At 73.0% G+C, this 21743-nt stretch carries 21 protein-coding genes and 2 tRNA genes; 11 read left to right on the top strand and 12 right to left on the bottom strand.

Going from position 1 to position 21743, the window contains the following annotated elements; translation table 11 throughout:
• Positions 1–7: 7 nt before the first annotated feature.
• Positions 8–1048, top strand: coding sequence for an adenosine deaminase (locus H9L09_RS12065; RefSeq protein WP_187577191.1), 1041 nt, complete (start codon positions 8–10; stop codon positions 1046–1048).
• Positions 1045–1650: a DUF4190 domain-containing protein gene (locus H9L09_RS12060; RefSeq protein WP_187577190.1), complete on the top strand. Its 606-nt coding sequence runs from the start codon at positions 1045–1047 to the stop codon at positions 1648–1650. Before H9L09_RS12065 ends, H9L09_RS12060 begins: the two co-directional genes overlap by 4 nt.
• Here the strand turns inward: H9L09_RS12060 and H9L09_RS12055 are convergent.
• From H9L09_RS12055 to H9L09_RS12030, 6 genes are all read right to left on the bottom strand, one after another.
• Positions 1647–2711 (bottom strand): UDP-N-acetylmuramate dehydrogenase, encoded by a 1065-nt coding sequence (locus H9L09_RS12055; RefSeq protein WP_187577189.1) that lies wholly within the window; start codon positions 2709–2711, stop codon positions 1647–1649. The genes H9L09_RS12060 and H9L09_RS12055 overlap by 4 nt on opposite strands.
• Complete coding sequence (locus tag H9L09_RS12050) at positions 2704–3099, bottom strand: MaoC/PaaZ C-terminal domain-containing protein (RefSeq protein WP_187577188.1); 396 nt, start codon at positions 3097–3099, stop codon at positions 2704–2706. The genes H9L09_RS12055 and H9L09_RS12050 overlap by 8 nt, the downstream gene beginning before the upstream one ends.
• Positions 3086–3514: an FAS1-like dehydratase domain-containing protein gene (locus tag H9L09_RS12045; RefSeq protein WP_187577187.1), complete on the bottom strand. Its 429-nt coding sequence runs from the start codon at positions 3512–3514 to the stop codon at positions 3086–3088. Before H9L09_RS12045 ends, H9L09_RS12050 begins: the two co-directional genes overlap by 14 nt.
• An 87-nt stretch (positions 3515–3601) precedes the next feature.
• Complete coding sequence (gene rpmG / locus H9L09_RS12040) at positions 3602–3772, bottom strand: 50S ribosomal protein L33 (protein WP_187577186.1); 171 nt, start codon at positions 3770–3772, stop codon at positions 3602–3604.
• Positions 3773–3868: 96 nt separating this feature from the next.
• A tRNA-Met gene (locus H9L09_RS12035) sits at positions 3869–3942 on the bottom strand.
• Positions 3943–3997: 55 nt separating this feature from the next.
• Positions 3998–4070 (bottom strand) — tRNA-Thr (locus H9L09_RS12030).
• Between the two features lie 170 nt (positions 4071–4240).
• On the opposite strand from H9L09_RS12030, the gene H9L09_RS12025 reads away from it, so the two are divergent.
• Complete coding sequence (locus tag H9L09_RS12025; protein WP_187577185.1) at positions 4241–5017, top strand: thioesterase family protein; 777 nt, start codon at positions 4241–4243, stop codon at positions 5015–5017.
• Here H9L09_RS12025 and H9L09_RS12020 read toward each other — a convergent pair.
• Positions 4990–5712, bottom strand: coding sequence for a class III extradiol ring-cleavage dioxygenase family protein (locus H9L09_RS12020; protein ID WP_187577184.1), 723 nt, complete (start codon positions 5710–5712; stop codon positions 4990–4992). The two genes, H9L09_RS12025 and H9L09_RS12020, sit on opposite strands and share 28 nt — an antisense overlap.
• The gene (folP, locus tag H9L09_RS12015) at positions 5709–6569 is read right to left on the bottom strand and encodes a dihydropteroate synthase (RefSeq protein WP_187577183.1); all 861 of its coding nucleotides are present in this window, start codon (positions 6567–6569) and stop codon (positions 5709–5711) included. The genes H9L09_RS12020 and folP overlap by 4 nt, the downstream gene beginning before the upstream one ends.
• Positions 6570–6763: 194 nt before the next feature.
• Here folP and H9L09_RS12010 point away from each other — a divergent pair, with 194 nt between their 5' ends.
• The 7 genes from H9L09_RS12010 to mmuM all read left to right on the top strand — a co-directional run bounded on the left by H9L09_RS12010 (position 6764) and on the right by mmuM (position 13544).
• On the top strand, positions 6764–7210 hold the full coding sequence (locus tag H9L09_RS12010) for a hypothetical protein (protein ID WP_187577182.1): 447 nt from the start codon (positions 6764–6766) through the stop codon (positions 7208–7210).
• Positions 7211–7282: 72 nt separating this feature from the next.
• A complete protein-coding gene (locus tag H9L09_RS12005; protein WP_246455982.1) occupies positions 7283–8860 on the top strand; it encodes a multicopper oxidase family protein in 1578 nt (525 codons plus the stop codon).
• 89 nt (positions 8861–8949) lie between these two features.
• Positions 8950–10092 carry an LLM class flavin-dependent oxidoreductase gene (locus tag H9L09_RS12000; RefSeq protein ID WP_187577181.1) on the top strand — a complete coding sequence of 381 codons (1143 nt, stop codon included), beginning with the start codon at positions 8950–8952 and terminating at the stop codon, positions 10090–10092.
• On the top strand, positions 10089–10718 hold the full coding sequence (locus tag H9L09_RS11995) for an FMN reductase (protein WP_187577180.1): 630 nt from the start codon (positions 10089–10091) through the stop codon (positions 10716–10718). Before H9L09_RS12000 ends, H9L09_RS11995 begins: the two co-directional genes overlap by 4 nt.
• 82 nt (positions 10719–10800) lie before the next feature.
• A complete protein-coding gene (locus H9L09_RS11990) occupies positions 10801–11811 on the top strand; it encodes a glutathione S-transferase family protein (protein ID WP_187577179.1) in 1011 nt (336 codons plus the stop codon).
• A gap of 96 nt (positions 11812–11907) precedes the next feature.
• Positions 11908–12678, top strand: a complete 771-nt coding sequence (gene pcaD, locus H9L09_RS11985; protein WP_187577178.1) for a 3-oxoadipate enol-lactonase — start codon at positions 11908–11910, stop codon at positions 12676–12678.
• A complete protein-coding gene (gene mmuM, locus H9L09_RS11980; RefSeq protein WP_187577177.1) occupies positions 12675–13544 on the top strand; it encodes a homocysteine S-methyltransferase in 870 nt (289 codons plus the stop codon). The genes pcaD and mmuM overlap by 4 nt, the downstream gene beginning before the upstream one ends.
• A gap of 6 nt (positions 13545–13550) precedes the next feature.
• Here the strand turns inward: mmuM and H9L09_RS11975 are convergent, their stop codons facing one another.
• The 4 genes from H9L09_RS11975 to glgX all read right to left on the bottom strand — a co-directional run bounded on the left by H9L09_RS11975 (position 13551) and on the right by glgX (position 20124).
• Positions 13551–14462, bottom strand: a complete 912-nt coding sequence (locus tag H9L09_RS11975) for an SDR family NAD(P)-dependent oxidoreductase (protein ID WP_187577176.1) — start codon at positions 14460–14462, stop codon at positions 13551–13553.
• Between the two features lie 36 nt (positions 14463–14498).
• The gene (locus H9L09_RS11970) at positions 14499–16445 is read right to left on the bottom strand and encodes a VWA domain-containing protein (RefSeq protein WP_187577175.1); all 1947 of its coding nucleotides are present in this window, start codon (positions 16443–16445) and stop codon (positions 14499–14501) included.
• Positions 16446–16448: 3 nt separating this feature from the next.
• Complete coding sequence (locus tag H9L09_RS11965) at positions 16449–17849, bottom strand: sigma 54-interacting transcriptional regulator (RefSeq protein ID WP_187577174.1); 1401 nt, start codon at positions 17847–17849, stop codon at positions 16449–16451.
• Between the two features lie 127 nt (positions 17850–17976).
• The gene (gene glgX, locus H9L09_RS11960) at positions 17977–20124 is read right to left on the bottom strand and encodes a glycogen debranching protein GlgX (RefSeq protein WP_187577173.1); all 2148 of its coding nucleotides are present in this window, start codon (positions 20122–20124) and stop codon (positions 17977–17979) included.
• Positions 20125–20335: 211 nt separating this feature from the next.
• Between glgX and H9L09_RS11955 the strand changes: the two genes are divergently transcribed.
• Entirely contained in the window at positions 20336–21712 is a 1377-nt protein-coding gene (locus tag H9L09_RS11955) for an NADP-dependent succinic semialdehyde dehydrogenase (protein ID WP_187577172.1), read from the top strand.
• The last annotated feature ends 31 nt before the right edge of the window (positions 21713–21743 follow it).

Below are 21743 nucleotides of genomic sequence, written 5' to 3'. Positions count from 1 at the left end.
CTCGTCGATGACATCCGGGGGGACCGGGCGGCGGTCACTGACCACGCTTCCCAAGGCACACCTGCACCTGCACTTCACCGGCTCGATGCGGCACGCCACGCTGCTCGAGCTCGCCGCGCGGGACGGCATCGTGCTGCCCGACGCGCTGGTCGGCGAGTGGCCGCCGCAGCTGTCGGCCGCGGACGAGAAGGGCTGGTTCCGGTTCCAGCGGCTCTACGACGTCGCCCGGTCGGTGCTGCGGACCGAGGACGACGTACGCCGGCTGGTGCGTGAGGCCGCGGAGGACGACGTAGCCGACGGGGGCCGGTGGCTGGAGCTGCAGGTCGACCCGAGCGGCTTCGCGGCCCGCTTCGGCGGCATCACCGCGTTCACCGACCTCGTGCTCGACGCGGTCCGCGACGCCTCGCGGGCGACCGGCCTGGGCATGGCCGTGGTGATCGCGGCCAACCGGACGCGGCATCCCCTCGACGCCCGGGCCCTGGCCCGGCTCGCCGCGCAGTACGCCGGCCGCGGCGTGGTCGGCTTCGGGCTGTCCAACGACGAGCGCCGCGGGAGCACCGCCGACTTCGCGCGCGCCTTCGCGATCGCCGAGCGTGCCGGGCTGCTGCTCGCCCCGCACGGCGGGGAGCTGCTGGGTCCGGAGAGCGTCGGGGTGTGCCTGGACCAGCTCGGGGCGCACCGGCTCGGGCACGGCGTCCGGGTCGCCGAGGATCCGCGGATGCTCGAGCGGGTCGTCGAACGGGGCGTCGCCCTGGAGGTCTGCCCGGTGTCCAACGTCGCGCTCGGTGTCTACTCCGACCTGACCTCGGTCCCGCTGCCGCAGCTGCTGGAGGCGGGAGCGACCGTGGCGCTCGGCGCCGACGACCCGCTGCTCTTCGGCTCCCGGCTGGCCGCGCAGTACGCCACCATGCGGGCGGCGCACGAGCTCAGCGACGCCCAGCTCGCGGAGCTGGCCCGGATGTCGGTGCGGGCCTCGCAGGCTCCGGCCGAGGTCGCAGCGCGGCTGGTCGGGGAGATCGACGCCTGGTTGGCAGACTGTTCCCCATGAGCCACACGCCCGGGGATCCGGGAGACCAGCAGCCGGACGAGCACAGCCCCGCGCCACCTCCCGGCGAGGAGCCCCCGGCGACCGCGCCGTACGGCGTTCCCCCGCAGCCCGGCGACGGCACCCCGCCCGGCTACCCGGCCCCGCCCGGCTACGCCGCCCCGCCACCGCCCGGCTACGGCTACCCGGCCCCGCCGCCCGGGTACGGCTACCCGCCGGGTCCGGGCTACGTCCCGCCGGGTCAGCCGGGCGGCTACCTGCCCGGCTACATGCAGGTGCCGGTCCGCCCCGACCACCCGTCGGCGACCAAGGCTCTGGTCCTCGGCATCGTGGCACTGGCCGGCGGGTTCACCTGCTACCTGCCGATCCTCGTCGGTCCGTGGGCGTGGGTGGTGGGCCGCCGCACCGTGCGCGAGATCGACGCCGACCCCGAGCGCTGGGGCGGACGCTCGCAGGCGTTCGCCGGCTACGTGCTGGGCGTGATCGCCACGGTGCTGCTGGTGATCGGGGTGCTGGTGATCGCCGGGTTCCTCGCGATCCTCGTGGCCTCGTCGGTGGGCTCGGGGACGCCCGCCGAGCCCGTTCCCGGCGGCACCAGCTTCTAGCTGGTCGGGGCCGCGGACGGAACGGACGGCGGCAGCGTGCAACCGACCAGGACCGGCTCGTTGACCAGACGGACGCCGTAGCGCTCCTCGACCCCGCGCTGCACCTCGGCGGCGACCTCGAGCAGGTCGCGGGTGCTCGCACCGCCGCGGTTGGTGAGCGCGAGCGTGTGCTTGCCGGACAGGCCGGCGCGGCCGTTGCCGAAGCCCCGGTGGAAGCCGGCGTGCTCGATCAGCCACGCCGCACTGGTCTTCACGCGACCGTCGGGCTGCTCCCAGCGCGGCGCGTCGGCGGGCAGCGTCCGCGCGACCGGCGCGTCGAGGACCGGGTTGGTGAAGAACGAGCCGGCGCTCCAGGTGTCGTGGTCGGCGTCGTCGAGCACCATCCCCTTGCCGCGTCGCAGCGCCAGCACGGCCTCGCGCACGGCCCGCGCCGGGGCCCGCTCCCCCTGCTGCACGCCCAGGGCGCGAGCCAGCTCGGCGTACTGCACCGGTGCCCCCAGGTCGCCGAGCCGGAGCTGGAAGGTCACCTCGAGGACCACCCACCGCCCGGGCTCCTGCTTGAACCGGCTGGTGCGGTAGCCGAAGCCGCAGTCGGCGGCCGCCAGCGTCCGGTGCTCGTTCGCAAGCCGGTCCCAGCAGCGCACCGAGGCGATCGTGTCGGCGACCTCCTGGCCGTAGGCGCCGACGTTCTGGATCGGCGTCGCGCCGACCGAGCCGGGGATGCCGGAGAGCGCCTCGACACCGATCCAGCCCTCGTCCACGGCGCGCGCGACCAGGTCGTCCCAGCTCTCGCCGGCGGCGACGTGGACCGTCGCCCCGGAGCAGGCGTCCTGCTCGACGCGGACGCCCCGGGTGGCGACCCGCACCACCGTGCCGTCGAACCCGTCGTCACCCACCACGAGGTTGCTCCCGCCGCCGAGCACCAGCAGCGGCGTGCCGGTGCCGTCCGCGGCCCGGACCGCCGCGACCAGCTCGGCGGCGCTGGTCGCCTCGACGTACGACCGCGCCGGGCCACCGACGCGCAGGGTGGTGAGCCGGGCCAGTGCGGGGGCCTCAGGCACCCAGCACCGCCCGCGGCATCCCGAGCACCTTGTCCTCGCCGCACATGACCTGCAGCGAGACCTGGACGCCGGCGTCGGTGACGTTGGCGACGGTCCCGGAGACCCGCACCACGACTCCCTCGTCGTCGTCGGGCACGACGACCGGCTTGGTGAACTTGCAGCCGAGCTCGCGCACCTTGCCGGGCGCGCCCGCCCAGGTGTCGAGGGCCCGGGCGGCCAACGCCATCGTGAACATGCCGTGCGCGATCACGCCGGGCAGCCCGACCGAGGTGGCGACCCGGTCCGACCAGTGGATCGGGTTGAAGTCGCCGCTGGCACCGGCGTACCGCACGAGGTCGGCGCGGGTCACGGTGTAGCTCTGCTCGGGGAGCACGTCACCGGTCTGCATCTGCGGGCTCCTCTGCGGGCGAGCGGTGCACCAGGGTGGCGTAGGCGGTGCAGACGGGCAGGCCGTCGGCGTCGGTGATCTCGCTGCGGGTGCCGATGATGTCGGCGCCGCCGATCTGGCGCAGCGAGTCGACGGTCAGGGCGGCGCGCAGCGTGTCGCCCGCGACCACGGGCCGGGTGTAGGTGAACCGCTGCTCGCCGTGCACGACCCGGTGCAGCTCGATCCCCACCTCGGGGTCCTGCATCAGCGCGGTCATCGCCTGGAACGCCACCACGATCGGGAAGGTGGCCGGGGCGGTGCCGCCGTCGAAGTCCGAGCCGGTGGCCGCGGCGAACTCCCGCAGCTTCTCCACCGAGACGGTGTAGGGCTCGGTCGCGGGGAAGGCCCGGCCGGCCAGGGAGGAGTCGACAGCCATGGGCAGGAGGCTACTAGGGCAAAGCCGAAGGAGCGGTCCCCGGTGCCGGGGACCGCTCCTTCGTCGGGATGTGCTGGGGCTACCGACTCAGCGGGTCTCGCGGTGGTCGGTGTGCTTGCGGCAACGCGGGCAGAACTTCTTCAGCTCCATGCGGTCCGGGTCGTTGCGACGGTTCTTCTTGGTGATGTAGTTGCGTTCCTTGCATTCAACGCAGGCCAAGGTGATCTTGGGGCGGACGTCAGAGCTCTTGCTGGCCACGGTGAGTGCCTCTTCTTGGTCGTCAAGCTGCCGGTCGGTGCCACTCAAGTGTGCACGCCCGGACAAGACCGGGCGACTCGAGCTTCGTTCGGTGAGTAGCGGGGGCGGGACTCGAACCCGCGACACCACGATTATGAGCCGTGTGCTCTAACCACCTGAGCTACCCCGCCACCGGGACGGGGCGCCCGCACGGACCAGCAGGTCCGTGCGGGAATCCCTACCCAGAGCCCCTTTACGGAATCGAACCGTAGACCTTCTCCTTACCATGGAGACGCTCTACCGACTGAGCTAAAGGGGCAAGCGACGAGAAAGAATACACACGGCCCCGGCGGATCATGAAATCGAGTCCCGAGGCCCTTCTCCCAGGCTCACCGGGAGCCCGTCGCGACGCTCACCGTACACGGTCGCGACGCCCTCGCTGACGCCCTCCCGGGCAGTCCCAGGGAGCGCCCCCGGCATGATGTCCCGGTGCCCGCCTTCTACGTGCCCGACGGCCCCGACCGGTTCCTGTCCCAGCCGTCCACGGCCGGACCGTGGGGGCCCGAGGCCCAGCACGGCGGCCCTCCCGCAGCCCTGCTGGCTCGCGCCGTCGAGCGGGTCGGCCGGGACAGCGACCGGGTGGTGGGGCGGCTCACGATGGAGCTGCTCGGACCGGTGCCGGTGGGGCCGGTGCGGGTCTCCTCCCGGGTGGTCCGGCCGGGCCGCTCGGTGGAGCTGGTCGAGGCGGTCCTGCACGACGAGGAGCGCGGCCGGCCGTGCGCGCAAGCGGCCGCCTGGCTGTTCCCGGGCCACCAGGACGGTCCGGCGGCCGACGACGTACCGCTGCCGCACCGGCCTGCCGACGGGCGGCCGCACGACCGGCCGGTCGCCTGGTCCGGCGGCTACCTCGATGCCGTGGAGTGGCGCTGGATCCGGGGCGCGGTCGAGGAGCCGGGGCCCGGCCTGGTCTGGATGCGCCCGCGGGTGGACCTCGTCGAGGGCGAGCCGATGAGCCAGGTGCAGCGGCTGATGGCCTGCGCCAACTCGGCGTCGGGAGTCTCCGCGGCGCTGGACCCGGCCAGCTGGGGGTTCTTGAACACCGAGCTCACCGTGCACGTGCTGCGGCCGCCGGTCGGGGAGTGGATCTGCCTCGACGCCGCGACGACGCTGGGCAGCGGCTCGGTGGGCGTCGCGGTCTCGAGCGTGTACGACGAGCGCGGGCTCGTGGGGCGGAGCAGTCAGGCGCTGCTGGTCGTCCGGCGCTGAGCGCTGTCCGAGGGGGTGCGGGCGTCCCAGGTCGCGACGAACCAGGAGACCCCGAACGGGTCGTCACGGTAGGACAGCTCCGCAGCCACCGGCGTGGTCACGAGCCGGCCGAGCAGCCGCAGCACGGCCCCGCCGCTCACGGCGAGCTCGGCGGCCAGCCCGGCGTCGAGGTCGCGCAGCGCGGCGGCGTCGCCCCCGGACAGGGCGGCCGCGACCGCGTCGTCGAAGGGGAAGGCGCGCTCGTCGAGGAAGCCGGGCGCCTTCTCGCCGCGCCGGGTGCTGCCCTCTCCGAGCAGCAGCACCAGCGCACCGGTCCGTCCGCGCAGCTCGGCCGCGAGCGCGTCGAGCTCGTGGTCCGGAGCCTCCGCGACGACCGTCTGCCGCCGGGTGGGCCCGGTCCACCCGGCCTCCTGCAGCAGCCGGCTGCCGACGCCGAGGGAGAGCGGCAGCCCCGGACCGGTCCGCCCGGCCGTCGTGCCGAAGCGGCGGACGTCGGCTGCCGTCGCGCCTTCCCACCGGCGCGACTCCTCGGCGCCTCCGACGACGACCACCTCGTCGGGGGCCGCGGCAAGCGCCGTCTCGAGCGCCGTGCGGCACGCGACCCGCAGGTCGGCCGCCGCGTCCTGGAGGCCGGCGAGCTCGCGGAAGAGCAGCGGCGGGTGCGGGCACAGGACCACCCGGAGCGGGCCGCTCACGCCAGGCCCCGCACGGCACGCGCCGGCGGCCGGTCGCCGCGGATGCTGGCGACCATGTCGAGCACCTCCCGGGTCTCGGCGACCTCGTGCACGCGGTAGACCCGGGCGCCGTGCCAGGCGCTCACCGCGGTCGCCGCCAGGGTGCCGGTGAGCCGTTCCCCGACCGGACGGTCGAGCGTCTCGCCGACGAAGTCCTTGTTCGACAGCGACACCAGCACCGGCCAGCCGGTGGCCACCATCTCGTCGAGCCGGCGGGTCAGCTCCAGCGAGTGCCAGGTGTTCTTGTCGAAGTCGTGCGCCGGGTCGATCAGCAGGCTGTCGCGCGAGACGCCCAGCGAGGCGGCGCGTTCGGCGAGCCCGACGGTCGCCTCGATCGCGGCGGCCACCACGTCGTCGTACGACGGGCGGTGCGGCGCGGTCCGGGGGGTGGCGCCGTTGGTGTGGGTGCACACCAGCGCGGCACCGAACTCGGCGGCCACCTGGGCCAGGTCGGGGTCGAAGCCGCCCCAGGCGTCGTTCAGCACGTCGGCGCCGGCCCGGCAGACCTCCCGGCCGACCGCTGCACGCCAGGTGTCCACGCTGATCACCAGGTCGGGGAACTCCTCGCGCACCCTCGCCACGAACGGCACGGTGCGGCGCAGCTCCTCCTCGACGTCCACGACCTCGCCGGGGCCCGCCTTCACCCCGCCGATGTCGACGAGGTCGGCGCCGGCGGCCACCACCGAGCGAACCCGCTCCAGGGCCTTGTCCTCCTGCCACGTGGCGCCGTTGTCGTAGAAGGAGTCGCGGGTGCGGTTGACGATCGCCATGACCAGCAGGTCGGTGTCGGCGAACGTGCGGCGGCCGAGGATGAGCACAGGTCGAGGCTATCGAGGCACCCAACTACTGACCGTTTACGACTTTTTAACCGGTTAGCAGCAGGGCTCCGTGAAAATCACGGGACAGACCCGGGTCACAGGCTGCATCCTTCCCCTCACGGGGTGTTCCGGGGACCCCTGGCAGCGGCGCCCGACCGGCGGGCGCCCACGAGCTTTCCGGAGGATCCGCCACCATGAAGTCCGCCTACCGCTACCTCGCACTCTCGGTGCCCGTGCTCGTCGCCGTGCAGGCGTCGATGATCACCTTCGGCACCTTCGGCATCTTCAGCTACCTCGAGGACGACAAGAGCTACTCCACCAGCGTGGCCGAGAGCGGCGACGTCGCCGGCGCCGCCGGCCAGATGATCCACGGCCTCCTCGGCACTGCGGTGATCCCGCTGATCGCCCTGATCCTGCTGGCACTGTCGTTCTTCGCCAAGGTCCCCGGCGGCACGAAGTGGGCGGGCTTCATCCTGCTCGACGTGGTCGCGCAGGTGCTGCTGGCCTTCACGGCCTTCGGCGCTCCGGTGGTCGGCGTCCTGCACGGGCTGAACGCCTTCTTGCTCTTCGGGCTCGGGATGATGGCCGCCCAAGCCGCGCGCCAGCCCAGCGCCGTCGCCCAGGAGCACGCGGTCGCCTGACGCGACCGCCCGGACCGGCGTGGAGGGCCGCGACGCTCACCAGCGCGAGCACGACCACGACGAGGGGGATGTGTGAGAGAGCGGACCCGGGTCCTCCTGGCCTGCCTGGCCACGCTCGTCGTGGTCGCGCCGGTGGTCTGGTTCTGGCAGGCGAGCCTGATCCCGACGACCTACTCGGTCATGGAGATGGGCTACCTCGACCACGGTGGCGGGCCGCGGACCGTCGCGGGCGGCGAAGGTCCCTCGGGTCACGGCATGGACGACATGGACGGCCATGGAGACGGCCACGGCGACACAGCCGGTGAGCCGGGCGACGCCGCCGGTGAGCCGGGCGCCGCTACCGCCCCCGGCCGGCTGCGGAGCGTCGCGGGGCTGGTCGCCGATCCCGACCGAGCCGCGGACGTCACCGTGGAGCTGGTGGCCCGCCGCCAGCAGGTCCGGCTCGCCTCCGGGCGGACGATCGAGGGCTACACCCTCAACGGCAGCACGCCCGGCCCGTTGATGGAGGTGCGGCAGGGACAGCTGCTGGAGGTGCACCTGCGCAACGAGAACGTCGGCGACGGGGTCACCCTGCACTGGCACGGCGTGGACGTGCCGAACGCCGAGGACGGCGTGGCCGGGGTCACCCAGGACGCCGTGCCGGCGGGTGCCGAGCACACCTACCGGTTCGTGGCCGACCAGGCCGGCACCTACTGGTACCACTCCCACCAGGTCTCCCACGAGCAGGTGCTGCGCGGGCTGCTCGGCCCGCTCGTGGTCCACCCCCGCTCCCGCCGCGACCCGGCCGGCACCACGGACGTGGTCGCGCTGGCCCACCTCTACTCCGGCACCGCGACGCTCAACGGCCGCGAGGGCGACGTGCCGGTGGCCGCGGCCGCAGGCGGCACGGTCCGGGTCCGGCTGATCAACACCGACAACGGGCCGCTGCGCGCCTGGGCGGCCGCGCCGTACCGGGTGCTGGCGCTGGACGGGACCGACGTGCACGGCCCGACCCCGGTCCGGGACGAGGCGGTCACCGTGACGGCCGGCGGCCGGGTCGACCTCGAGGTGACCGTGCCCGACGACGGCTCCGCCGTGCGGCTGCAGGTCGGCGGCGACACCGCGCTCGTGATCGGCCCGGCGGGGACGACCGCCCCGGCGGCCCCGGAGCCGGACCGCGAGCTGGACCTGCTGGACTACGGCTCCCCGGCGCCGCTCGGCTTCGACCCCGACCGGGCCGACCGGGACTTCCGCTACGAGATCGGCCGCCGCCCGGGCTTCCTGGACGGTCGACCGGGGCTGTGGTGGACCGTGAACGGGCACGTCTACCCCGACATGCCGATGTTCGTCGTGCACGAGGGTGACGTGGTCCGGGTCCGGATCGAGAACCACAGCGGCGACGTGCACCCGATGCACCTGCACGGTCACCACGCCGTGGTGCTCTCCCGCGACGGCCGGCGGGCCACCGGGAGCCCGTGGTGGTTCGACTCGCTGAACGTCAACGACGGGGAGTCCTTCGAGGTGGCCTTCGTGGCCGACAACCCCGGCGTCTGGATGGACCACTGCCACAACCTCCAGCACGCCACCGAGGGTCTGGTCACGCACCTGATGTACGACGACGTGACCACACCGTTCCGCGTCGGCGACGAGGCCGAGAACGCCCCCGAGTGAGCCACGGCCCCCCACCTCCGGGGGCCGGGAATAGGGCAGGCGACCACCCCGTTGAGGTAGTTGAATCTGCAACTATTTAGGAGCACGACATGCAGTTCGGGATCTTCACCGTCGGCGACGTGACCAGTGACCCGACGACCGGCACCACGCCCAGCGAGCACGAGCGGATCAAGGCGACGGTCGCGATCGCCCGGAAGGCCGAGGAGGTCGGCCTGGACGTCTTCGCGACCGGCCAGCACCACAACCCGCCCTTCATCCCCTCCGCGCCGACCACGACGCTGGCCTACATCGCGGCGCAGACCGAGCGGATCCTGCTCTCCACCTCCACGACGCTGATCACCACCACCGACCCGGTGCGGATCGCCGAGGACTACGCGACCCTCCAGCACCTCTCGGACGGCCGGATGGACCTGATGATGGGCCGCGGCAACACCGGACCGGTCTACCCCTGGTTCGGCAAGGACATCCGCGACGGCATCGCCTTGGCGATCGAGAACTACCACCTGCTGCACCGGCTCTGGCGCGAGGAGGTCGTGGACTGGGAGGGCAAGTACCGCACTCCGCTGCAGGGCTTCACCGCCACCCCCCGCCCGCTCGACGGCGTGCCGCCGTTCGTCTGGCACGGCTCGATCCGCTCCCCCGAGATCGCCGAGCAGGCGGCCTACTACGGGGACGGCTTCTTCGCCAACCACATCTTCTGGCCCGCCTCGCACACCGAGCGGATGGTCAGCCTCTACCGTCGGCGCTTCGAGCACTACGGCCACGGCACCGCCGACCAGGCCATCGTCGGTCTCGGCGGGCAGGTCTTCATGCGCCGCAACAGCCAGGACGCGGTCGCGGAGTTCCGCCCCTACTTCGACAACGCCCCGGTCTACGGTCACGGGCCGTCCCTGGAGGACTTCACCTCCCAGACACCGTTGACCGTCGGCAGCCCGCAGCAGGTGATCGAGAAGACGCTCGGCTTCCGCGAGTACGTCGGCGACTACCAGCGTCAGCTGTTCCTGCTCGACCACGCCGGCCTGCCCCTGAAGACGGTGCTCGAGCAGCTCGACCTGCTCGGCGAGGAGGTCGTCCCGGTGCTGCGCAGGGAGTTCGACGCCCTCCGGCCCGCGCACGTCCCCGACGCGCCCACGCACGCCTCGCTGGTGGCCGCCGCCGCCGGCCCCCGGGACGCCGCTGCGCGCCCCGCCGCCGACGTCGTCACCGGCCGCTCCCCGGAGGTCGTCCGATGACGACGCGACGGATCGCCGTGGTCTCCGCGGGCCTGAGCCAGCCGTCGTCGAGCAGGCTGCTCGCCGACCGGCTGGCCGAGGCCACCGTGCGGACCCTCGAGGCGGCCGGCGAGACGGCCGAGGTCGAGGTGGTCGAGCTGCGCGAGCTCGCGCACGACATCACCGACCAGCTGCTCACCGGCTTCCCGTCGCCACGGCTCGAGGCGGCCCAGCGGGCGGTCGCCGGGGCCGACGGGCTGATCGCGGTGACGCCGGTGTTCAGCGCCTCCTACAGCGGGCTGTTCAAGTCGTTCTTCGACGTCCTCGAGGAGGGCAGCCTGGACGGCAAGCCGGTCCTCGCCGCCGCGACCGGCGGAACCGCCCGGCACTCCCTGGCGCTCGACTTCGCGGTGCGGCCGCTGCTCGGCTACCTCCGCGCGGCCGTCCAGCCGACCGCGGTGTTCGGCGCCAGCGAGGACTTCGGGCACGGCGGCGGCGGTACGTCGTTGTCGGGCCGCATCGACCGGGCAGCGCGCGAGCTGGCCGGCGCCGTCCTGGGCAGCTCGCCGGCGGACCGCGGAGCCGCCGATCCGTTCGCCGACACGCTGTCCTTCGAGGACCTGCTCGCCGGCCGGGTCGGCGGCTGACCGGCCCCGTCGAGGTTTTCACCGCCGTACGATGCGGTACTAGGTAGTTGAGGCCGCAACTAACTTGAGCGAGGGAGCTCCCATGCCGCAGGGCCGTTACGTCGAGGACGAGTTCGACCGCGACACCGACTACATCGAGGACCGGATCACCGAGGACGGCCGCGACGGCTGGCCGGTGGAGCCCGACCGGTACCGACTGGTCGTCTCGCGGGCCTGCCCGTGGGCGAACCGTGCCATCATCGTGCGCCGCCTGCTCGGCCTCGAGGACGTGCTCGGCATGGGAGTGTGCGGCCCCACCCACGACGCGCGCAGCTGGACCTTCGACCTCGACCCCGACGGCCGGGACCCGGTGCTGGGCATCGAGCGGCTCCAGGAGGCGTTCCTGGCGCGGTACCCCGACTACCCCAAGGGCATCACGGTGCCGGCCGTCGTGGACGTGCCCACGGGCCAGGTGGTGACCAACGACTTCCCGCAGATCACCCTGGACCTGTCGACGCAGTGGACCAAGTGGCACCGCGAGGGAGCCCCCGACCTCTACCCCGACCACCTCCGGGCGGAGATCGACGAGATCAACGAGTGGGTCTACACCGAGGTGAACAACGGCGTCTACCGCTGCGGTTTCGCCGGCCGGCAGGCGTCCTACGAGCGGGCCTACGACCGGCTGTTCGCGGCGCTCGACCGGCTCGAGGAGCGGCTCACCCAGCGGCGCTACCTCGTCGGCGAGCAGATCACCGAGGCCGACGTCCGGCTCTTCACCACCCTGGTGCGCTTCGACCCCGTCTACCACGGCCACTTCAAGGCCAACCGCAACAAGCTCAGCGAGATGCCGGCGCTGTGGGGCTACGCCCGCGACCTGTTCCAGACCCCCGGCTTCGGCGACACGATCGACTTCGCGCACATCAAGGCGCACTACTACGTCGTGCACTCCGACATCAACCCCACCGGCGTGGTGCCGAAGGGCCCGGACCTGTCCGGCTGGCTGACCGCCCACGGCCGGGAGCAGCTCGGCGGCCGCCCGTTCGGCGACGGCACCCCGCCGCCCCCGCCGCGTCCGGAGGAGACGGTCCCGGCCGGGCACACCGTCACTGCCTGAGACGGCGGCGAGCCTCCGCACCGGCGACCGTGACAGGCTGGACGGAGCCGACCGGCTCGTGGAGAGCCACCGTCCCCTGAGCCGCCTGGAGGTCCGATGCCCGCACCGGTGAAGCTGCACCACCGCATCGAGGGGGAGGGCCCGACCGTGCTGGTCGGCTCCTCCCTCGGTGCGACGCTGACGCTGTGGGACGACCTGGCCGCCGACCTCGCCCGCGACCACCGGGTGATCCGCTTCGACACCCGCGGGCACGGCGGCTCCCCGGTCCCCGCAGGGCCCTACACCGTCGAGGAGCTGGCCGCGGACGTGGTCGCGCTCGCCGACTCGCTGGGGGTGGAGCGGTTCGGCTACGTCGGGATCTCGCTCGGCGGCGCCATCGGCCAGCTGCTCGCCCTCGACCACAGCGACCGGCTGACCTCCCTCGCGCTGTGCTGCACCGCGCCGCGTTTCGGCGAGCCCGCCACCTGGGTCGAGCGGGCCCGGCAGGTGCGGGCCGGGGGCCTCGAGCCACTGGTCGCGGCGACCACCGAGCGGTGGTTCACCGAGCGGTTCCGCCGCGAGCACCCGGACACTGTTGGCCGGGTGATGGCCGACTTCGTGGCCCAACCGGTCGAGGGGTACGCCGGTTGCTGCGAGGCGCTGGCGACGTACGACGTCACCGACCGGCTCGCCGAGATCGACACCCCGACCCTGGTCGTGGCCGGCGCCGACGACCCGAGCACCACCCCGGAGGTCGCCGGGCAGATCGCCACGGCGGTGCCGCGCGCACGGCTGGTGGTGGTCGCCGACGCGGCCCACATGGCCAACGTCGCACAGCCGGAGGCGGTGCGCGCCGCGGTCCGGACCCACCTGGAGGCCGCGCGGTGATCCTCGACGGCGGGCTGTCCACCGCACTGGCGGCCCGCGGCCACGACCTGTCCGACGCGCTGTGGACGGCGCGGCTGCTGCGCGACGCCCCGGAGGAGGTCGCGGCCGTGCACCGGACCTACTACGAGGCGGGGGCGGAGGTGGCGACGACGGCCAGCTACCAGGCCAGCGTGGCCGGCTTCGGGAACGCCGGCCTCTCCCGCGCCGAGGCCGAGGACCTGCTGCGCCTCAGCGTGACCCTGGCCCGGGAGGTCCGCGACGAGCAGGTGGCCCGCGACGGGCGGCGCCGGCTGGTGGCCGCCTCGGTCGGTCCCTACGGCGCGGTGCTCGCCGACGGCTCGGAGTACCGCGGCCGCTACGGGCTGAGCGCCGCCCGGCTGCGCGACTTCCACCTGCCCCGCATCGAGACGCTGGCCGCGGCGGGCCCGGACCTGCTGGCGGTGGAGACCGTCCCGGACCTCGACGAGGCGGAGGTGTTGGTGGGCATCCTCGACCAGGTCGGTCTGCCCGCATGGCTGTCCTACTCGGTGAGCGGTGGGCGGACCCGGGCCGGGCAGCCGCTCGAGGACGCCTTCGCGGTCGCGGCCGGCAGCCCCGCCGTGGTCGCCACCGGGGTCAACTGCTGCGCGCCGGCCGACGTGCTGCCGGCGCTGGAGGTCGCGGCCCGGGTCAGCGGCAGGCCGGGCGTCGCCTACCCCAACTCCGGCCAGGGCTGGGACAGCGGCACCCGCACGTGGAGCGGCGACACGGCGTACGACGTGACGCTGGCGCCGTCCTGGGTGGCGGCCGGCGCCGCCTGGGTCGGAGGCTGCTGCCAGGTCGGGCCCGACGACATCGCGACGCTGAGCGCCCTGCTGGGCGGGTGAGCGGCGTCAGAGCCAGGTGGGCTCGACCCCGGTGAGCTCGATGCTCAGGTCCCACAGCTGCCGGGCCAGCACCTCGTCGCGGGCGTAGCGGCTGAGCCGGGCCGGACCCACCGGTCCGCGGCTCTCCCGCAGCCACTGCGGCCCGGTGCAGGAGGCCGGGCCGCCCTCGGCGACCGCGTGGAGCGTGGGCTCGGCGCCCGCGGCCGCCGACTGCAGGACCAGCCGCAGCACCAGCGGCGCCAGCCGGCTGACTCCCGGGATCGAGCCGAGCCCCTGCTCGGAGGTCACCAGGTTCGTCGCCGAGACGCCCGGGTGCGCCGCGTTCGAGACCAGCGCGGCGCCGTGCCGGTCGGCCTGCCGTTGCAGCTCGAAGGCGAACAGCAGGTTGGCCAGCTTGGAGTTCGCGTAGGCACGCTCGGGCCGGTACCCGTCGCGGGGATTGCCGGCGAGCACCGACTCGTTGCCGCGGAAGTGCGCGATCGAGGAGACCGTCACGACCCGCGGGGCGGGCGCCTCGAGCAGCCGGGGCAGCAGCCGGCCGGTCAGCGCGAAGTGACCGAGATGGTTGGTGCCGAGCTGCAGCTCGAAGCCGTCGGCGGTCTGCCGGTAGCGCGGCGGGGTCATCACGCCGGCGTTGTTCACCAGCACGTCGAGCGGATCGGTCCAGGCGTCGGCGAAGTCCTTGACGCTGCCGAGGTCGGCCAGGTCCAACCTGGCCGCGCGCACCTCGCCGGCGCCGGCGGCGCGCATCGCGGCAGCGGCCTCCTCGCCGGCCACCGGGTTCCGGCAGGCCAGCGTCACCGACGCACCGGCCCGGCCCAGGGCCGCCGCGGTGTGCCAGCCGATGCCGGAGTTGCCGCCGGTCACCACGACCGTCCGGCCGGCGAACGAGGGCAGGTCGCGCGAGGTCCAGGTCATGTCTCGAGCCTAGCCAGCGCCCCCAGCCGCTGCGGCTCAGCGGCGGCCCTTGCGGGCCCGGAGGTAGTCGGCGACGACGTACTCGCCGAGCCGGGAGAGGTCGGGGGTGAACACCCGGCCACCTGCGCGCCGGGCGACCGCGTCGACGAAGCGGGCCAGGCCGGGATCCTCGCCGAGCATGAAGAAGTTGATCGAGGCGCCGTAGCGAGAGAGCTCGTCGACCTGGCCCACGGTGGCGCGCAGCGTCGCCGGCGTCGGCGGCCAGGAGAAGACCGGGTGACCGTCGGCGCCGATGTGCGCGGTCGGCTCGCCGTCGGTGACCACCATGATCACCGGCTCCGCGTCCGGGTGCCGGCGCAGGTGCCGGGCCGCGATCATCAGGGCCTGCTGCAGGTTGGTGCCCTGCACCCACTCCGGCTCCGCGTCGGCGAGCTGCACGGGGGTGAGGCGCCGGGCCGAGCGGTCGAAGCCGACGATCTCCAGCGCGTCCTGCCGGAAGCGGGTCTCCACCAGGTGCGCCAGCGCGAGCGCGGTCTGCTTCATCGGGCCCCAGCGGCCCTCCTGGACCATCGAGAACGACAGGTCGACCAGCAGCGCGACCGCGGCGGTGGTGCGCCTCTCGGTCTCCACCACCTCGAAGTCCTCGACCAGCAGCCGGCCCGGGATCCCGGCGCCGCGGCGCAGCGCGTTGGAGACGGTGCGGACCGCGTCCAGCGGCAGCTCGTCGCCGAAGATCCACGGGCGGGAGGAGCCGATCAGCTCGTCGGCCGAGCCGCTGCGGTGGTCCTCGTGGTCGCCGGACCCGGCGGCGTCCATCCGGGCGAACACCCGCTTGAGCGCCGACTCCCCCAGCCGGCGCACCGCCCGCGGCGTGAGCCGGAGGCCGTCGTCGCCCCGGGACACGAACCCCTGTCGCTCGAGCTCGCGCTCCAGCTCACGCAGGGCCCGGAAGTCGGCGGCGGCCCCGGCCCCCAGGTGCTGCTCGAGCACCTCCACGTCCACGTCGTCGAGGGTGGCGCCGGCGTGCGACTGGGACAGCGCCGCCTCGAGCGCCTCCAGGTCGGCGAGCTCGGCCACCGCCTCGACCCCCTCGCTGTAGCCGAGCGGCTCCCCGCCGCCCCGCATCTGCACCGGGCCACGGTTCATGCCGGGGCGCAGCGCCCGCAGGTTGTCCGAGAGCTGGGCCATCTCCGAGGCGAGGTCGGCGTCGGCGAGCGCGTCGCTCATCAGCTGGCCGAGCTGCTCGCGCTGCTCGGGGGACATCGAGGCCATCATCCGGTCCGCGGCGGCCTGCCGCCGGGCCAGCGCGTCGATCAGCTCGTCGACCGTCTCCGGCTGCTCGGGGAAGAGGTCGCCGTGCCGGTCCATGAAGTCCCGGAACAGGTCCTCGGTGTCCTCGCCGCGGGCGTGCGCGGCCAGCAGATGGTTGAGGTCGGCCAGCATGTCCTTGACCCGCTGCATCGCCTCGGGGTCGGGGTCCGCGAGGGCCTGCTTCAGCCCGGCGAACTGGGCGTCGAGCACCTCCCGCTGCAGCATCTGCTGGATGGACTCGTAGGTCGCCCGGGCCTCCGGCGAGTGCCAGGAGTAGTCGGCCAGCGCCCGCACCGCGCCCGCGGTCTCGTCGGGCACGGTGGCCAGCTCCATCTCGGCCCAGCGGGCGTCCTCGCCGTCCTCCGCGGCCAGCGCGTCCCGCTCCTGCGCCAACGCCTGGTCCAGCGCGGCGCGCACCTGGTCGAGGGTGCCGCCGAGGTCACCGCGGCGGCGCGCCGCGTTGCGCATCCGGCGCAGCCTGGCGGCCAGGTCGTCGAGGCCGCGGTTGCCGTCGAACCCGCGGCGCAGCAGCTCGGCCAGCGCCTCGCGCAGCGACCCGCCGGCGAGGACGTCACGGCCCACCTCGTCGAGCGCCGCGCGCACGTCGTACGGCGGCGCCAACGGATCGGGACCGTCGTGCCAGGGGCCGTACCGGAACCGCGGGGTGGCCATGGCTCAGGCCCCGTAGACGGTCCGGCCGGCCAGGCTGTCCTTCTGGATCCGGCGGGTCAGGTGCAGCCCCTCGAGGACGAACTCCACCGCGGCCGCGATCTCGCCGGGGGAGGTCGGCTCCTCGCCGGTGCCGTCGGAGAGCCGGTCGAGCACCTTGGAGAGGCCGGGCACCGTGCCGATCTGGGCCAGCAGCTCGGTGGCCGGGACCAGCTCGCCGGTCTCGACGACGGCACCCTCGGCGAAGAGGTCGGTGAAACCGGAGAGATCCAGCCCGGTGAGCCGCTCGCGGAAGGTCTCGGCGATGCCGACCCGCAGCAGGTGCTGGACCACGTCGACCTCGCGGCCCTCCTCCCCCATCTCGAACTCGACCTTGCCCAGCAGCGCCGGGACGACCGTCGGCACGTCACAGACCCGGGCGACCGCCTCCGGCTCGCCGACCCGGGCGGCCCGGCGCAGCGCGGACGCGGCGACCCCCTCGGCGGCGGCGATCGCGAAGCGGGCACTCACCCCGGAGCGGTGGTCCACCGAGGAGGACTCCCGCAGGCCGCGGGTCAGCCGGGCGACGACCTCGAGCAGGTGGTCGGGCACCTCGGCGACCAGCTGCGCCTCCTGGCGGACCAGCGCCACCTCCTCGGCGACCTCGTAGGGGTAGTGGGTGCGGATCTCCGCCCCGAAACGGTCCTTGAGCGGGGTGATGATCCGGCCGCGGTTGGTGTAGTCCTCCGGGTTGGCGCTGGCCACCAGCAGCACGTCGATCGGCAGCCGCAGCGAGTAGCCGCGGACCTGGATGTCGCGCTCCTCCAGCACGTTGAACATCGCGACCTGGATCCGCTCGGCCAGGTCGGGCAGCTCGTTGATGCCGAAGACGCCGCGGTTGGTGCGCGGCAGCAGCCCGTAGTGGACGGTCTCCGGGTCACCGAGCGTGCGCCCCTCGGCGACCTTCACCGGGTCGACGTCACCGACCAGGTCACCGACGCTGGTGTCGGGCGTGGCCAGCTTCTCGACGTAGCGGTGGTCGCGGTGCAGCCAGCCCACCGGGAGGTCGTCACCGAGCTCCTCGGCCAGCCGAATGCAGCGCGTGCACACCGGCGCCATCGGGTCGTCGTGGATCTCGCAGCCCACGACCACCGGCGTCCACTCGTCGAGCAGCGAGCCGATGGTGCGCATCAGCCGGGTCTTCCCCTGCCCACGCTCGCCGAGCAGGACCAGGTCGTGGCCGGCGAGCAGCGCGCTCTCCAGCTGCGGCAGCACAGTGTCGTCGAAGCCGACGATCCCGGGGAACGCGGTCTCTCCCGAGCGCAGGCGCTGCAGGAGGTTCTCGCGGATCTCGGCCTTGACCGAGCGGGAGCGGTAGCCGAGCTCACGCAGGGCACCTCGCGTGGCGGCGGAGGAGGGCTCACTCATGTCCCCGAGCCTAGGTCGGCCCCGGAAACGCACCACCCCGGTCTGCCCGCCCGGCGGGGCGGACAGACCGGGGTGATGTGGACGGCCCCGGCCGGGCGGACGGCTCCGCCGGTACGCCGGCGCGGGGTCAGCGCAGGGCGCGGGAGGTCGCCCGGGGGCGCCGCAGCACCATCACCGAGCGGCCGGCGACCTGGAACTCCAAGCCCGGGAGCAGCGGCGTGACGTCCTCGAAGAACGACACGCTCCCGGCCTCGACGTCGTGGGTGTCGAGCGCGACCAGCCAGCCCTCGCCGTAGACCTCGTCGGGGATGGTGAACGGCAGCTCCTCGTGGTGGCCGTTGAAGGCGATCAGGAACGAGTCGTCCACCACCGGCTCACCGCGCTGGTCCGGCTCGGGGATCGCGTCCCCGTTGAGGAACACCATCACCGAGCGTGCGTGCTCGTGGGACCAGTCCACGTCGCGCATGTTCTTGCCCTCGGGGGTGAACCAGGCGATGTCGGCGATGCCGCCGGACTCGTCACGGGGACTCGCCCCGGCGAAGAAGCGCCGGCGGCGGAACACCGGGTGGTTGTTGCGCAGGGCGACGACGCGCTTGGCGAAGTCGAGCAGCTGCTCCTGCCACTCCTCGAGCTCCCAGTTCATCCAGGCGATCTCGTTGTCCTGGCAGTAGACGTTGTTGTTGCCGCCCTGGCTGCGGCCGAGCTCGTCGCCGTGCAGCAGCATCGGGACGCCTTGCGAGACCAGCAAGGTGGTAAGGAAGTTGCGCTGCTGGCGGGCCCGCAGCTCGAGCACCTCGGGGTCGTCGGTCTCCCCCTCGGTCCCGCAGTTCCACGACCGGTTGTGGCTCTCGCCGTCCGCGCCGCCCTCGCCGTTGGCCTCGTTGTGCTTGTCGTTGTAGGAGACGAGGTCACGGATGGTGAAGCCGTCGTGCGCGGTGACGAAGTTGATCGAGGCGATCGGCTTGCGGCCGGAGTGCTCGTAGAGGTCGGAGGAGCCGGTGATCCGCGAGGCGAACTCGCCGAGGGTGGCCGGCTCGCCGCGCCAGTAGTCACGGACGGTGTCGCGGTACTTGCCGTTCCACTCGGTCCACAGCGGCGGGAAGTTGCCGACCTGGTAGCCGCCCTCGCCGACGTCCCACGGCTCGGCGATCAGCTTGACCTGGCTGACCACCGGGTCCTGCTGCACCAGGTCGAAGAAGGCCGACAGCCGGTCGACCTCGTGGAACTGGCGGGCCAGGGAGGAGGCCAGGTCGAAGCGGAAGCCGTCGACGTGCATCTCCGTCACCCAGTAGCGCAGCGAGTCCATGATCAGCTGCAGCACGTGCGGGTGCCGCATCAGCAGCGTGTTCCCGGTGCCGGTGGTGTCGTAGTAGTGCGCCTGGTCGTCGTCGACGAGCCGGTAGTAGGCGGCGTTGTCGATGCCCCGGAAGCACAGCGTCGGGCCGAGGTGGTTGCCCTCCGCGGTGTGGTTGTAGACGACGTCGAGGATCACCTCGATGTTGGCCTCGTGCAGCGCCTTGACCATCGCCTTGAACTCCTGCACCTGCTGGCCGCGCTGGCCGGTGGCGTAGTCGTTGTGCGGGGCGAAGAAGCCGATGGTGTTGTAGCCCCAGTAGTTGCTCAGGCCCTTGTCGGCCAGCGTGGTGTCCTGGACGAACTGGTGCACCGGCATCAGCTCGATGGCGGTGATGCCGAGGTCAGTGAGGTGCTCGATCATCGCCGGGTGCGCGATCCCGGCGTACGTCCCGCGGATCTCCTCGGGGATCGCCGGGTGCGTCTCGGTGAGTCCCTTGACGTGAGCCTCGTAGATGATCGTCTCGTGGTACTCCCGGTCGGGGTGCCGGTCGTTGCCCCAGTCGAAGTAGGGGTTGACCACCACCGAGAGCATGGTGTGCCCGAGGCTGTCCTCCTCGTTGAAGTTCTTGGGCTTCTCGAACTCGTAGGAGAACAGCGACTCGTCCCCGTCGATCTGACCCTCGACCGCCTTTGCGTAGGGATCGAGGAGGAGCTTCGCCGGGTTGCAGCGGTGCCCGTTCGACGGGTCGTAGGGGCCGTGCACCCGGTAGCCGTAGCGCTGCCCGGGCATCAGGCCGGGGAGGTAGGCGTGGTGGACGAACGCGTCGGCCTCGTTCATCGTGACGCGGGTCTCGCCGCCGTCGTCGTCGATGAGGCAGAGCTCGACCTTGTCGGCGACCTCCGAGAACAGAGCGAAGTTGACCCCGGACCCGTCGTACGTCGCCCCCAACGGATAGGGACGTCCCGGCCAGACCTGCATGCGCGCTCCTTGGTAACGCCCCCGGAGAGCTCCGGGGGCCGCGTCGTCGTGCTCCTTAGCCGTCGCCGAGCGCCGCTGCCCGATTCCGACCCTGGCACCGTACCCACCTCGGGGCCCGGTAAAGAGTCGCGTCCGTCACGAGCTGGTCACGGCGAGACCGCCTGCGGAATCCGCACTTTTGCGGGCACCTGAAGCGTGGAACAGTGACCCCATGGCCATTGCGACAACTGACCCCCGCACCGGAGAGGTGCTCAGGACCTTCGACGAGCTGACCGACGAGCAGGTCGAGGACCGGCTTGCCCGCGCCGACCGCGCCGCTCGGACCTACCGCCTCACCTCGCACGAGGAACGGGCCGGCTGGCTGCGCGCCGCCGCGGACATCCTCGACAAGCGCACCGACGAGATCGCCGGGCTGATGACGCTCGAGATGGGCAAGACCAAGAAGTCGGCCGCCGCCGAGATCGGCAAGTGCGCCGCGGTGCTGCGCTACTACGCCGACCGGGCCGCGGACCTGCTGGCCGACTCGCCGGTGGAGGACGCCTCCACCGTCAACGCGAGCCAGGCCTACACGCGCTGGCTCCCGATCGGCGTGGTGCTCGCGATCATGCCGTGGAACTTCCCGCTCTGGCAGGCGATGCGCTTCGCCGCCCCCGCCCTCGCGGCCGGCAACGTGGGGCTGCTCAAGCACGCCAGCAACGTCCCGCAGACGGCGCTGTTCATGGAGGAGCTGTTCCGCGAGGCCGGCTTCCCCGACGACGTCTTCCAGACCCTCCTGGTGGGCAGCTCCAAGATCGAGGCGATCATCCGCGACGACCGCGTCGCCGCCGCCACCCTCACGGGCAGCGAGGGCGCCGGCGTCGCCGTCGGCCGCACCGCCGGCGAGTCGTTGAAGAAGGTCGTCCTCGAGCTCGGCGGCTCCGACGCCTTCGTGGTGATGCCGTCCGCCGACCTGGAGCGTGCGGCGCAGGTCGCCACCACGTCGCGCACCCAGAACAACGGCCAGTCCTGCATCTCGGCCAAGCGGTTCATCGTGCACTCCGACGTCTACGACGAGTTCATGGAGCACTTCACCGCGAAGATGTCGGCGCTCACCGTGGGCGACCCCATGGAGGAGGGCACCGACGTCGGCCCGCTGGCCACCGAGCAGGGCCGTGAGGACGTCGAGGAGCTGGTCAAGGACGCCACGGACAAGGGCGCCACCGTGGTGGTCGGCGGCACCCGCCCCGAGGGCGACGGCTGGTGGTACCCGCCGACGATCCTGACCGGCATCACCGAGGAGATGGACGTCTTCTCCGAGGAGCTGTTCGGTCCGGTCGCGCTGGTGTTCCGGGTCGACGACCTCGACGAGGCGATCGAGCTGGCCAACGCCACCCGCTTCGGGCTGGGCTCCAACGCCTGGACCAACGACGTCGAGGAGCAGGAGCGGTTCATCCGCGACCTCGCCGCCGGTCAGACCTTCATCAACGGCATGACCGCGTCGTTCCCGGCGCTCCCCTTCGGCGGGGTGAAGGCGTCCGGGCACGGCCGCGAGCTGGCCGAGCTCGGCATCAAGGAGTTCATGAACGGCAAGACGGTCTGGGTCGCGTAGCCGGCCCCCTCCCGGGCCGGCCCGACCAGGG

It is taken from the genome of Nocardioides mesophilus (assembly GCF_014395785.1).
Lineage (GTDB): Bacteria > Actinomycetota > Actinomycetes > Propionibacteriales > Nocardioidaceae > Nocardioides_B > Nocardioides_B mesophilus.
The sequence above is the reverse complement of the archived record's forward strand: the minus strand, read 5'-3'. Positions and strand labels throughout refer to the sequence as shown.